The organism is Streptomyces sp. NPDC006552, from assembly GCF_040611655.1.
Classification (GTDB): Bacteria; Actinomycetota; Actinomycetes; order Streptomycetales; family Streptomycetaceae; genus Streptomyces.
The window spans coordinates 1-13,323 of record NZ_JBEXOS010000077.1 but is presented as its reverse complement, the minus strand read 5'-3'; the positions used below and the strand labels follow the sequence as shown (position 1 = coordinate 13,323).

Sequence of the window (13,323 nt, the reverse complement as noted above, 5' to 3'; positions counted from 1 at the left end):
TTGACGGGGTGGGGCGCTGACGGGTCTCACAGGCTGATCCAGCCGGCGGCCAGGGCGACGACACCGACCACGGCGCCGACGACGGAGACGGCCAGGACCACCAGCTCGCGCGGGGTGAACAGACGTCTGCCCTGCTCCCTGCGGGCCATCACGAACAGGATCGTGGCCGGGGCGTAGAAGATGAAGGCGACCAGGACGAACTTCAGCCCGGCCGCGTACAGCATGAAGGCGGTGTAGAGCGTGGCGACGGCCGCGACGGTCAGCTCGCCCCGTGAGGTGCGCCCGCCCTCCGTACGCCGGTCGGCCCGCGCCCCGATCTTCACGGCGAACGCGGCCGCCAGCAGGTAAGGGATGAGGGAGAGCGAGCTGGTGAGGTCGAGCGCGAAGTTGAAGGCGTCGTCCGAGAAAGCGGTGACGACGAGCACCACCTGGGTGAGCACCGTCGTCATGAGGAGGGCGGGCACGGGGACGTCCGCGGCGGTGGCGCTGCGCAGGAAGCGCGGCATGTCGTCGTCCTTGGCGGCCACGAAGAGGACTTCGGCGGCCATCAGGGTCCAGGCCAGATAGGCGCCGAGGACGGAGACGATCAGGCCGACGCTGATGAAGACCTGGCCCCAGGTGCCGACGGCGTCCTCCAGCACCCCGGCCATGGACGGCTGCCGCAGCCCGGCTATCTCGCCCATCGGCATGATCCCGTACGACACGATGACGACGGAGGCGAAGACGGCGAAGACGCTGAGGAAGCCGAGGACGGTCGCCCGGCCGACGTCGGAGCGCTTCTTCGCGTGCCGCGAGTACACGCTCGCGCCCTCCACGCCGAGGAAGACGAAGACCGTGGCCAGCATGGTGCCGCGGACCTGGCCGAACAGGGAGCCGGCATAGTCCGCACCGCCCCAGTTGTCGGCGAAGACCGACGGGTCGAAGAAGACCAGGGCCAGCACGACGAAGACGAGGATCGGCACGATCTTGGCCACGGTCACGATCCGGTTGATCGCCGCAGCCTCCTTCACGCCCCGCCTGATCAGCAGGAAGAACGCCCACAGGCCGACCGAGGAGAGCAGCACCGCGAGCGCCGTCTCCCCCTCCCCGAGCGCCGGCCAGATCGCCCCCACCGTGGACATGATCAGCACCCAGTACGTCACGTTGCCGACACAGGCGCTGGCCCAGTAGCCGAACGCGGAGAAGAAGCCGAGGTACTCGCCGAACCCGGCCTTCGCGTACGCGTACACCCCCGCGTCCAGGTCCGGGCGGCGTACCGCCAGGGACTGGAAGACGAGGGCGAGCATCAGCATGCCGGTGCCGGCGATCAGCCAGGCGATCAGCGCGCCGGCCACCCCGGTCTCCTGGGCGAAGCGGCTGGGGAGGGAGAAGACGCCCGCGCCGACCATGGAGCCGATGACCATCGTGGTCAGGGTGAAGAGCGGCAGCTTGGCGGCGGGCGCGCTCTTCTCGACGACGACGGCCTGCTCCATGTCGCCCCTCCTTCAGGCTGGCTCTCGGTGACGGGCGTGGGCCACCGGCGCGTGACACCCGGGGCCACCGGCACACCAGTCTTGTCCCGCTCGATCGGGTATCGCACCTTTTACCGACGTTCAAATGGCCGGATATGCCCGCATGTGCACAGCATGGAGGCGTTGCGACAACGGGCTCGCGACAGAAGGGGCACTCAGCCATGCACACCTCGTTGAACCCGGCGGTCCTGCGTCTCCTGCGCGCACCGCGGCCTTATCCCGCCGTGTCCCTGACGATGCCGACCCACCGCACGCAGCCGGAGAACGCGCAGGACCGCGTCCGGCTGCACAACCTCGTCCACGAAGCCGAGCGCCGGCTCGAAGCGGACCCGGCCGTGACCCGGGAGCGCCGCGACGACGTGCTCGCGCAGCTGCGGGCGGCGGTGGCGGAGCTCGACCTCGCCCACGCCCGCGACGGCCTCCTGGTCTTCGCGGCCCCCGGGGAGCACCAGAGCTGGGCCGTCGAGCGGTCCGTGCCCGAGCGCGTCGTGCTCGCGGACACCTTCCTCACCCGCAACCTCGTGGCCGCCGACGCCGCGCGGCGCCCGTACTGGGTGCTGGCCGTGGCCGCCGACCGGATCACCCTGTGGGACGGCCGCGGCGAGCGCGTCACCGAGGACACCGACCACGGATTTCCGCACCGCCGCAGCCTGGAAGCCCCGGACTCCGAACGCAAGGAGCGCGTCGGCGACCTGCCGAGCACCTTCAGCGACGAGCAGACCCGGCAGTTCTTCCGCGACGCCGACACCGCGCTGGCCCACGTCCTCGCCGGCGCGCCCCGTCCGCTCTACCTCACCGGGGACCCGGCCGCGCTGGCCCTGTTCACCGCGGCGGGCACCGCGGCGCGCGACGCGGTCCACGTCCCCCTCGGCGGACTTGCGCAGGCCGCGCCGGAGGCCGTCGCGCGGGCCGTCGCCCCGGCCCGCGCCGACGAGGCGGCCCGGACGGTCGCCGGGGCACACGCGGAGCTCGACCGGGCCCGCGGCGGCAACACGTACGCGGCGGGCCCGGACGAGGTCTGGCAGAAGGCCTCCGACGGCCGGATCCACAAGCTCGTCGTGGAGGAGGACTTCCGCGTGACCGTACGCGCCGGGGAGGGGCACCTCGAACCGGCCGAGGACGACGACCTGGACGCGGTCCACGACATCGTCGACGAGATCGTCGAGTCCGCCCTGGAGACCGGCGCCGAGGTCGTCTTCGTCCCCGCCGGGACGCTGGCCGACGTCGGGCACGTCGCCGCCGTGCTGCGGTTCTGACCCCGTCCCCCGGCAGCGAGGGCGCACCGGCCCCGGCCGTCCGAAAGGAACACCCCATGAGTGCAGCGAAGACGCCCCGACGCCCCCGCCGCGGACCGCTCGTCCTGGCCGCGTGCGCGGTCGCCGCCGCGCTGACGCTCACGGCGTGCGGCGACGACAGCGACGGCGGAGCCGGTACCAGCCCGCGGCCGAGCGCCCCGGAGTCGTCCCGCTTCTCCGGTGAGCCGCCGTCCGCGATGGCCTCCGGGGCCGCGTCGAAGAAGGCGGAGGCGAGCCGGTCGGCCTCCGCCGCGGCCGAGTCGGCCTCGGAGCGGGCACACGACTTCGAGGCGTCGGTCGCGGCCGACGTGGAGCGCAACCGCCAGGAGTTCACCGAGCAGCTGGCCGCCGCCGACGGGCGGGGCAACGCCATCAAGGACGTCTCCTTGACCGGCAAGCCGCTCAAGGAGACGGACAACGTGCGCGCACTCGTCGTGAACATCACCAACACGACGGACGCGACGGCCTCCTTCGCGGTGCAGGTCGACTTCCAGGACTCCGACGGCAAGGTCGTCGAGAGCAAGGTCGTCGGCGCGAAGGAGCTGAAGGCGGGGGACCGGGCCCAGCCGCTCGCCATCAGCTCCAAGCCGCCGCAGCCGCATCTCACCGCGAAGATCGCCAAAGCGCAGCGGTACTGAGGGTCACGGGACGGGCCCGGATGCCGGTCGCTATCTTGTGATCATGGAGTCCTACACAATCGGTCAGGCGGCACGGCTGCTCGGGGTCAGTCCGGACACCGCGCGGCGCTGGGCCGACGCGGGACGGATCGTCACACACCGGGACGAGGGCGGACGCCGGCTCATCGAGGGCACGGACCTCGCCGCGTTCTCCGTGGAGCTGGCCAAGGGTTCGGGCGGCTCCGGCGGCGAGGACGACGTCTCGTACACCTCCGTCCGCAACGCGTTCCCGGGCATCGTCACCGCGGTCCGGCTCGGTGACGTGGCCGCGCAGGTGGAGATCCAGGCCGGGCCGCACCGGCTGGTGTCGCTGCTGACCCGCGAGGCCGTGGAGGAGCTGGGCCTGGAGGTCGGCATGGAGGCCACCGCCCGCGTCAAATCCACCAACGTGCACATCGACCGGGTCTGAGCCCGAGCCCCGGCCGGCTCACCCCCAGGGTGCGTAGCCGCCGTCCACCCGGATCCCCTCGACCCCGCTGATGTGCCGCACCCCGCACCGGTCCTGCGGCAGCACGAGCTGCGGGCCGACCCGGTCCAGCGGGGTGTCGTCGACGGTCAGCGTCGCGGCTCCGCCACGGTCGGCCGGGCGGGGCGGGCGAGGTCACCGCTGAAGGACAGCCGGGCCGGACGGCCGGTCGTGGCTCTCGCGGCGCGCGGCGGCGACGGGCTCATGGACACCACCTCCCGCCGGACCGTACCCGCCCCAGGCGATGGTGGAAACGCACATGCGTATATCCAAGCCACAAGATCCCAGCTCATGCGATGTGCCAGAAGACTTACTCCTCGCAGATGCGGCAGTATGATCCCCGCACGCCGACGGCCCGCGTCTCCGCACGTACGACAGGAACCGGTGGCCCGTGCAGGAACCAGACGCACCAGGAAATCGAGGGAGTGGACCCGTGACAACCCGTTCCGCGCGCCGGACCCGCCGCATGCTGTCCGTGGCCGGATTCGGCGCCGCCGCGCTGCTGGCCCTGAGCGCCTGCGGCCCGTCCGACTCCGACTCGTCCGCCGGTTCCTCGGCCCCCTCCGCCTCCGGGGACAAGAAGCTCTCCGGGACGGTCACGGTGTTCGCCGCCGCCTCGCTCAAGGAGAGCTTCACCGCGCTCGGCAAGAAGTTCGAGAAGGCGCACCCCGGCACCCACGTCACCTTCAACTTCGGCGGCAGCGACAGCCTCGCGGCCGGCATCACCGGCGGCGCCCCCGCCGACGTGTTCGCCGCCGCCAGCCCCAAGACGATGAAGACCGTCACCGGTGCGGGCGCCGCCTCCGGCTCCCCGGCCACCTTCGTCCGCAACCGGCTGGAGATCGCCACCCTGCCAGGCAACCCGGACAAGGTCGCCTCGCTCAAGGACCTCACCTCCTCCGACCTGAAGGTCGTGCTCTGCGACAAGGCCGTGCCGTGCGGCGCCGCCGCCCAGAAGGCGCTGAGCGCCGGCAAGTTGACGCTCACCCCGGTCTCCTACGAGCAGGACGTCAAGAGCGCCCTGACCAAGGTGGAACTGAAGGAGGCCGACGCCGCCGTCGTCTACCGGACCGATGTGAAGGCGGCGGGTGAGAAGGTGGAAGGCGTGGACTTCCCCGAATCGGCCGACGCCGTCAACGACTACCCGATCGCCCTGCTCAAGGACGCGCCCAACTCCGCGGCGGCGAAGGCCTTCATCGCCCTCGTGCGCTCCGCCGACGGCCAGAAGGTGCTGACCGGAGCCGGGTTCCTCAAGCCGTGACCCCGCTCGACACGCAGAGCGCCGCGGCCGCGCCCCTCCCGGGCGGGCCGCGGCGCCGGCGGACCCGCGGCCGCGCCGCCCCCCTGCCCCTGCTGCTGCCCGCCCTCGTGGGCCTGGCGTTCCTCGTCGTACCGCTGCTCGCCCTGCTCGTCCGCGCCCCCTGGCGGGACCTGCCCGCGCAGCTGAGCAGCACCGAGGTGTGGCAGGCGCTCCAGCTCTCCCTGGTCTGCGCGACATCGGCGACGCTGGTGAGCCTCGTGCTCGGGGTGCCGCTGGCCTGGCTGCTCGCCCGCACCGAGTTCCGCGGCCGCGGGCTCGTCCGCGCCCTGGTCACACTGCCGCTCGTGCTGCCGCCGGTGGTCGGCGGCGTGGCGCTGCTGACGGCGCTCGGCCGCAACGGCGTCGTCGGCCAGTACCTGGACCAGTGGTTCGGCCTCACGCTGCCGTTCACCACGACCGGGGTCGTCGTCGCCGAGGCGTTCGTCGCCATGCCGTTCCTCGTCATCAGCGTCGAAGGCACCCTGCGCGCCGCCGACCCCCGCTACGAGGAGGCCGCCACGACACTCGGCGCGTCCCGCTTCACCGCCTTCCGCCGCGTCACCCTGCCGCTCATCGCCCCGGGGATCGCCGCCGGTTCGGTCCTCGCCTGGGCGCGGGCGCTCGGCGAGTTCGGCGCCACCATCACCTTCGCCGGCAACTTCCCCGGCCGCACCCAGACCATGCCGCTCGCCGTCTACCTCGCCATGCAGAGCGACCCGGCCGCCGCCATCGCCCTCAGCCTGGTCCTGCTCGCCGTGTCCGTCACGGTCCTGGCCGGGCTGCGCGACCGCTGGATGACCGCCTCATGACCGCCACCCCGGCCGGCCCCGCGGCGACACGCGGAGCGGGGCTCGACGCCCACCTCGTCGTCGACCGCGGCGCCTTCCGCCTCGACATCGCCCTGACCGCGGCCCCCGGCGACGTCGTCGCCCTCCTCGGCCCGAACGGCGCCGGAAAGACCACCGCCCTGCGCGCCCTCGCCGGTCTCACGCCGCTCGACGCCGGGCACCTGCGGCTCGACGGAACCGAGTTGGACGGCACGCCGCCCGAATCCCGCCCCGTCGGCGTCGTCTTCCAGGACTACCTGCTCTTCCCGCACCTCACCGCCCTGGACAACGTCGCCTTCGGCCCGCGCTGCCAGGGCAGGACCCGGGCCGAGGCCCGGGCCGAGGCCGCCGACTGGCTGGAGCGCATGGGCCTGGCCGCCCACGCGGGGGCCAAGCCGCGCCGCCTCTCCGGCGGCCAGGCCCAGCGCGTCGCACTCGCCCGCGCCCTGGCCACCCGCCCCCGGCTGCTCCTGCTCGACGAACCCCTCGCCGCGCTCGACGCCCGTACCCGCCTGGACGTGCGAGCCCAACTGCGGCGCCACCTCGCCGAGTTCGAGGCGGTCGCGGTCCTTGTCACGCACGACCCGCTGGACGCGATGGTCCTCGCCGACCGCCTCGTCGTCGTGGAGCACGGGCACGTCGTCCAGCAGGGCGCCCCCGGCGACATCGCCCGGCGCCCCCGCACCGACTACATCGCCCAGCTCGTCGGCCTCAACCTCTACCGGGGCCGCGCCGAGGGCCACACCGTGCACCTCGACGCCGACGGACCCGCGATCACCACCACCGAGGAGCTGACGGGCCCCTGCTTCGTCGCCTTCCCGCCGGGCGCGGTGACGCTGCACGGCGAGCGCCCCACCGGTTCCAGCGCCCGGAATCTGTGGCGCTGCGAGGTGAGCGGCATGGAGACCCATGGCGACCAGCTCCGCGCGGCCCTCACCGGCGAACTGGCCCTCGCCGCCGACCTGACGACGGTGGCCGCGGCCGAACTGGACCTGCACCCCGGCGCCACGGTGTGGGCGACGGTGAAGGCGACCCAGACCCACGCGTATCCCGCTTGACCGGGGGGCGCCTGGGCCCGCGCCATATGGGTTGCCGGCGGGGGGCGGGTTGTTGCCGGCGTCCATGGGGCTGTCTGCGCCGGGCCGGGCCGGGCTTCGGCTGGTGCCGGGTGGGCGGTTGTCCTGCGCCGGACGGGCTTGTGCGGGTGTCGGGCGGTTGTCCGTGCCGGGCCGGGCTTGTGCGGGTGTTGGGTGGCTGTCTGTGCCGGGCGGTGGTCTGCGTCGGGCGGACTCCTGCCGGGCCCCGGCGGGTGCTTGTCTGTGCCGGGCCGGGCTTCGCCTGGTGCCGGGTGGTTGTCTGCGGAGGGCGGATTTCTGCCGGACCCCGACGGGTTGGCTGTCTGCGCCGGACGGACTTCTAGCGGCCTCGGACGGATGGTTGTCTGCGCCGGGCGGGCTTCTACCGGTCTCGGACGGGTGGTTGTCTGCGCCGGACCGGGCTTCGGCTGGTGCCGGGGACCGCCACCCCGCGGCGCCGGTCCGCCCCGCCCGACCCAAGGGCCCGCCCCGCCCGGGCCCGGGGACCCACCCCGCCCGGGCCCGGGAACCCACCCCGCCCGGCTCGCGCACGCCGCACGAGACCACCCCACCCGGGCCCCCGCCCGTCCCCCCAAGCCCATCGGAGAGGATGGTCCCGAAGCGATCGCCACGACACCGTCCGGGCCCCGCGGGCCCGCGCCCTGGAAGGACCCGGCCAGATCATGCACGCCCTCGTGACCCCCGCCCCGACGCAGGCCCCGCGATGACCGGCGGCGAACCCCCCGTCCTCGTCCGCAGGGAAGGGCGCGCCGCCCACCTGGTCCTCAACCGGCCGCGCGCCCTCAACGCCCTGAACCACGCCATGGTGCGCCAGATCGACCGGGCGCTCGCCGAGTGGGCCGGGGACGACACCGTGCAGACCGTCGTCCTCACCGGCGCGGGGGAGCGCGGACTGTGCGCGGGCGGCGACATCCGCGCCATCCACGACGACGCGCGGGACAGCGACGGCACGGCCTCCGCCGCCTTCTGGCGCGACGAGTACCAGCTCAACGCCCGGATCGCCCGCTACCCCAAGCCGTACGTCGCCGTCATGGACGGCATCGTGATGGGCGGCGGCGTGGGTCTCTCCGCCCACGGCGGCGTCCGGATCGTCACCGAGCGCTCGCGGGTCGCCATGCCGGAGACCGGCATCGGCTTCGTCCCCGACGTCGGCGGGACCCACCTGCTCGGGCGCGCCCCCGGCGAACTCGGCACCCGCCTGGCGCTGACCGGCGAGCACATCGGGGCAGGCGACGCGCTGCTGTGCGGCCTCGCCGACCACTATGTCCCCTCCGCGGCCCTGCCCGACCTGCTGGCCGGCCTCGCCGCGGAGCCGGCGCGGGCCGTCCTCGCGCGCCACGCGCTGCCCGCGCCGCACGGGGAGCTGGCGTCCCAGCGCCCGTGGACCGACGCCTGCTTCGCGGCCGGCACGGCCGAGGAGATCCTCGACCGGCTCCTGGCCCACGGGGACCCCGTGGCCAAGGAGACGGCCGAGACGATCCTCGCCAAGTCGCCCACCGCCGTGAAGGTCGCCCTCGCCGCCGTCCGCCGGGCCCGCGCGCTCGGCTCGCTCGAACGCGTCCTGGACCAGGAGTACCGCGTCTCCTGCGCGGCCCTGGGCAACCCCGATCTCGTCGAGGGGGTCCGTGCCCAGGTCATCGACAAGGACCGCAGGCCCCGCTGGTCGCCACGGACCCTCGCCGAGGTCACCGAGGCCGAGGTGGAACGCCACTTCGCCCCGCTGGGGGAGCGTGAACTCGGGCTGGGGGACAGCGTTTTGTGACCGGTCGCCCCGGTGACCTGCGCGAGGGCGCCCGCGAAGACAAGGCGACCGGTGCGGGAGCGCTCTCCCGCTGAACCGACTCCCCGCTGCGGTAGGGCACTTGACCGGCCTTCGGAATACCGCCGAAGCGCCGGTCTGCGGTGCGTCGTTCCGTAACGGGGAGTTCACTTTCTCTTGACACTGCCACGTCACAGCGAGAACACTCCCCACCCGAGAGAGCGCTCTCTCGGGTTTCTCTCCCGGGTCCCTCTCTCAGGTTCCGCGCACGACCTGTCCCACGGGCGGTGGCGTCCTCGCGACGCGCCGCCCACCCCCCACCACGCCGTACCGACATGGCAGGAGGTCTCCATGGCAGGGAGATCCAGACTCATCTCAGGGATGCTGATATCCGGCGCGCTCGTGCTGACCACGCTCGGCGTGGGCGGGGCGGCCCTCACCGCCGGCGCCGCCGAGGCGCCCGTCCGGCAGGCCCCCGCGGCCGCATCCGCGCACCAGGGCCACACCATGGCCGCGTCCACCCAGGCCTCCGCCGACGACCCGGACGGCGACGGCTACATCCCCGCGAACCCGCCGGTCACCGGCGTCGAACCGTCCACGAAGCAGCCGCCGCACGCCTACTTCCACGAGTTCCAGGCGCACTGCTCCGTCACCCACACCAAGCCCGACGACCCCATCGTCTACCCCGGCCAGGCCGGCAAGTCCCATGACCACACGTTCATGGGCAACACCACGACCGACGCCAACAGCACCACGGCGTCGCTCGACAGCGGCTCCACCAAGTGCCTGGCGCCCGGTGACAAGTCGGGCTACTGGATGCCCACGATGCTCAACGGCGACAAGCCGGTCCTCCCGGTCGGCGAGCAGACCATCTACTACAAGGCCGGCGTCACCGACTACACCAGTGTGCGGCCCTTCCCCAAGGGGCTGCGGTTCGTCGTCGGCAGTCCGATGCAGACCGCGCAGGAGTTCCGCAACCACCCCGGCTTCGTCGAGGGCTGGGAGTGCGGGGACAGCTTCTTCAACATCGACTTCCCCAAGAACTGCCCCACCACCCCCTCCACCCAGGTCAACATCCGCTTCCAGGCCCCCAGTTGCTGGGACGGCAAGTACCTCGACACCCCCGACCACAAGAGCCACATGGCCTACCCGGTCGTGAAGAGCGGCACGAACGACAACGTCTGCCCGGCCGACCACCCCGTCGCGCTGCCGATGATCGAGTTCAAGATGGCGTTCCCGGTCAACGGCGACCTCTCGAAGCTGCGGCTGTCGAGCGGCCCGAGCTACTCGTGGCACTACGACTTCTTCAACGCCTGGGACGACCGGACGCTGAAGGCGATGGTGGACCACTGCGTCGTCGGCGGCCTCCAGTGCGACCCGCGCGGCTACGACCAGAACCACCCCGACAAGGGCGCGGTCCTCAACGACCACTACGAACTGCCCTGACCCGCACGGCCACACCCGGGGCGGCGGCCGCCCTGACCGGCCGCCGCCCCACCTCCCCGCTGCCCGCTCACCCCTCCCCGCTCACCCCTCCCCGCAGCGCTCCCCGTGATTCCCCCGCTGTTCTCCCCACGACCCCCGCCGGAGGCACCCGCATGCGCAGGACCCGCACCATCAACCGCCGAACGCACCGCCTGGCCACCCCGATCACCGCGGGCGTGCTCGCGGCCGGCTTCCTCGCCCTGCCGACGCACGCCGCGCAGGCCGCGAGCGACGTGGTCAAGGTGACCGGGAGCCAGGGCAACTGGCAGCTCCAGGTCAACGGCGCGCCGTACCAGATCAAGGGGCTGACCTGGGGCCCCTCCGTCGCGGATGCGGGCAGGTACCTCCCCGACCTGAAGTCGATGGGCGTCAACACCATCCGGACCTGGGGCACCGACGCCTCCAGCAAACCGCTCTTCGACACGGCCGCCGCGAACGGCGTCAAGGTCATCGCGGGCTTCTGGCTCCAGCCCGGCGGCGGCCCCGGCAGCGGCGGCTGCGTGAACTACCTGACGGACTCCGCGTACAAGAACCAGATGCTCGACGAGTTCCCCAAGTGGGCCGCCACCTACAAGGACAACCCGGGCGTCCTGATGTGGAACGTGGGCAACGAGTCCGTCCTCGGCCTGCAGAACTGCTACAGCGGCGACGAGCTGGAGAAGCAGCGCAACGCCTACACGACCCTCGTGAACGACATCACGAAGAAGATCCACGCCGTCGACCCCAACCACCCCGTCACCTCCACGGACGCGTGGGTCGGCGCCTGGCCCTACTACAAGCGGAACTCACCCGACCTCGACCTGTACGCCGTCAACTCCTACAACGCCGTCTGCGACGTCAAGGCGGCCTGGCAGCAGGGCGGTTACACCAAGCCCTACATCGTCACCGAGACCGGGCCCGCAGGGGAGTGGGAGGTCCCCGACGACGCCAACGGCGTACCGCAGGAGCCCACCGACGTGGCCAAGGCCGAGGGCTACACCAAGGCGTGGGGCTGTATCACCGGCCACAAGGGCGTCGCCCTGGGCGCCACCATGTTCCACTACGGCACCGAGTACGACTTCGGCGGCATCTGGTTCAACCTGCTGCCCGCGGGCGAGAAGCGGCTGTCGTACTACGCCGTGAAGAAGGCCTACGGCGCCGACACCTCCCGGGACAACACCCCGCCGGTCATCTCGCAGATGGACATCGAGGGCGGCGCGACGAACGTGCCCGCGGGACGCGACCTCATCATCTCCACCAAGGCGACCGACCCGAACGGTGACGCGCTCTCCTACCAGGTGCTGAGCAACAGCAACTACATCGACCAGAGCAAGCAGCTCGTCCCGATGCAGGCCACCGATCTGGGCTCGGGGCGCCTGAAGGTGACCGCGCCCGACAAGCCCGGCGTCTGGAAGATCTACGTCAAGGTCACCGACGGCCACGGCAACGTCGGCGTCGAGACCCGCTCCGTACGCGTCGTGCCGCCGCCCGTCGCCGGGACGAACATCGCCCTCGGCAAGCCCGTCACCGCCTCCTCGCAGCAGACCACCGACTACGGCGACTGCCCGTGCACCGCGGCGCAGGCCGTCGACGGCAAGAACGACACCCGCTGGGCCAGCGACTGGAGCGACCCGCAGTGGCTGCGCGTCGACCTCGGCTCCCGGCAGTCGTTCAAACACGTCCAGCTCAACTGGGAGACCTCGTACGCGAAGGCGTACACCATCCAGACCTCGGACGACGGCCAGAACTGGACGACCGTACGCCAGGTCACCGACGGCAACGGCGGCGTGGACGACTTCGACGTGACCGGTACCGGCCGCTACGTCCGCGTCAACGGCACCGCCCGCGGTACCGGATACGGCTACTCCCTCTACGAGTTCGGGCTCTACAACTGACCCGGATCCGGTAGAACGACAGATGAGAGAGCGCTCTACGGCGCTCACGGGCGCGAAGGGTGGGGGCAATGGCCGACGAGGAGCCGGACCGGCTGGCCGACAAGCTGAGTCCACGGCAGAAGGTACGGCTGCTCACGGGCGGGACCACCTGGCGCACCCGCGCCGAACCCGCCGTGGGCCTGGCCGAGGTGGTGACCTCGGACGGGCCCGCGGGGGTACGGGGGGAGGCCTGGGACGAGCGCGTCACCTCGCTCCTGCTGCCCTGCGCGTCGGCGCTCGCCGCGACCTGGGACGAACAACTCGTCACAGAGCTCGGCGGGTTGCTCGCCGCGGAGGCGCGCCGCAAGGGCGTGCACGTCGTGCTGGCCCCGAACCTGAACCTGCACCGCTCGCCGCTGGCCGGACGCCACTTCGAGTGCTTCTCGGAGGACCCCTGGCTCGTCGGCCGCGTCGGCGCCGCGCTGGTCCGCGGCCTCCAGGGCGCGGGCGTCGCCGCCACGGCCAAGCACCTCGTCGCCAATGACTCCGAGACCGGCCGGCTGACCCTCGACGTACGTGTCGACGAACGGACCCTGCGCGAGGTCTGCCTCGCCCCCTTCGAAGCGGCCGTCGAGGCCGGCGTCTGGGCGGTGATGGCCGGCTACAACCGCGTCAACGGAACCACCATGACCGCCAGTCCGCTGCTGGCCCGGCCCCTGAAGGACGAGTGGGGCTTCGACGGCGTCGTCCTCTCCGACTGGGGCGCCCTGCGCACCGCCGTGGACACGGCCAACGCCGCCCTCGACCTCGCCATGCCCGGGCCGGGCGGCCCCTGGGACGAGACGCTCGCCGGCGCCGTGGCCTGCGGGCACGTCCCGCAGAGCGCGATCGACGACAAGGTGCGCCGGCTGCTGCTGCTCGCCCAGCGGGTCGGTGCCCTGGACGGCGCCCACGCGCCGCAGCAGGTGCCGGGGGGCGCGGGCGCCCGCGCCCCCCCGCCCCGGCGGGGGGGCCCCGGCGCGGCGGGGGCGGGGGGGGGGGGCGCCGCCCGCG

Annotated in this window: 11 protein-coding genes; 10 read left to right on the top strand and 1 reads right to left on the bottom strand. The window is 72.8% G+C overall.

The genetic code is table 11. The features are described from left to right. Positions 1-26 precede the first annotated feature (26 nt). A complete protein-coding gene (locus tag ABZY33_RS31290) occupies positions 27-1,472 on the bottom strand; it encodes a basic amino acid/polyamine antiporter (protein ID WP_356495087.1) in 1,446 nt (481 codons plus the stop codon). A 200-nt stretch (positions 1,473-1,672) separates the two neighbouring features. Here ABZY33_RS31290 and ABZY33_RS31285 point away from each other — a divergent pair, with 200 nt between their 5' ends. The 10 genes from ABZY33_RS31285 to ABZY33_RS31240 form a co-directional block, all read left to right on the top strand. Continuing rightward, positions 1,673-2,767 carry a chemotaxis protein gene (locus ABZY33_RS31285; protein WP_356495086.1) on the top strand — a complete coding sequence of 365 codons (1,095 nt, stop codon included), beginning with the start codon at positions 1,673-1,675 and terminating at the stop codon, positions 2,765-2,767. Between the two features lie 56 nt (positions 2,768-2,823). After that, a complete protein-coding gene (locus tag ABZY33_RS31280; protein WP_356495085.1) occupies positions 2,824-3,444 on the top strand; it encodes a hypothetical protein in 621 nt (206 codons plus the stop codon). Between the two features lie 43 nt (positions 3,445-3,487). Beyond that, on the top strand, positions 3,488-3,892 hold the full coding sequence (locus ABZY33_RS31275; RefSeq protein WP_356495084.1) for a helix-turn-helix transcriptional regulator: 405 nt from the start codon (positions 3,488-3,490) through the stop codon (positions 3,890-3,892). 523 nt (positions 3,893-4,415) lie between these two features. After that, the gene (modA, locus tag ABZY33_RS31270) at positions 4,416-5,210 is read left to right on the top strand and encodes a molybdate ABC transporter substrate-binding protein (RefSeq protein WP_356495109.1); all 795 of its coding nucleotides are present in this window, start codon (positions 4,416-4,418) and stop codon (positions 5,208-5,210) included. Then, positions 5,207-6,058: a molybdate ABC transporter permease subunit gene (gene modB / locus ABZY33_RS31265; protein ID WP_356495083.1), complete on the top strand. Its 852-nt coding sequence runs from the start codon at positions 5,207-5,209 to the stop codon at positions 6,056-6,058. The genes modA and modB overlap by 4 nt, the downstream gene beginning before the upstream one ends. Then, the gene (locus ABZY33_RS31260) at positions 6,055-7,134 is read left to right on the top strand and encodes an ABC transporter ATP-binding protein (RefSeq protein WP_356495082.1); all 1,080 of its coding nucleotides are present in this window, start codon (positions 6,055-6,057) and stop codon (positions 7,132-7,134) included. The genes modB and ABZY33_RS31260 overlap by 4 nt, the downstream gene beginning before the upstream one ends. Positions 7,135-7,876: 742 nt before the next feature. Further along, positions 7,877-8,935 carry an enoyl-CoA hydratase/isomerase family protein gene (locus tag ABZY33_RS31255; protein WP_356495081.1) on the top strand — a complete coding sequence of 353 codons (1,059 nt, stop codon included), beginning with the start codon at positions 7,877-7,879 and terminating at the stop codon, positions 8,933-8,935. Positions 8,936-9,283: 348 nt separating this feature from the next. Further along, positions 9,284-10,378, top strand: a complete 1,095-nt coding sequence (locus ABZY33_RS31250) for a DUF1996 domain-containing protein (protein WP_356495080.1) — start codon at positions 9,284-9,286, stop codon at positions 10,376-10,378. A 152-nt stretch (positions 10,379-10,530) separates the two neighbouring features. Then, positions 10,531-12,291 (top strand): discoidin domain-containing protein, encoded by a 1,761-nt coding sequence (locus ABZY33_RS31245; RefSeq protein WP_356495079.1) that lies wholly within the window; start codon positions 10,531-10,533, stop codon positions 12,289-12,291. Between the two features lie 68 nt (positions 12,292-12,359). Then, the coding region (locus tag ABZY33_RS31240) for a glycoside hydrolase family 3 N-terminal domain-containing protein (protein WP_356495078.1) at positions 12,360-13,323 on the top strand (964 nt) is incomplete at its 3' end.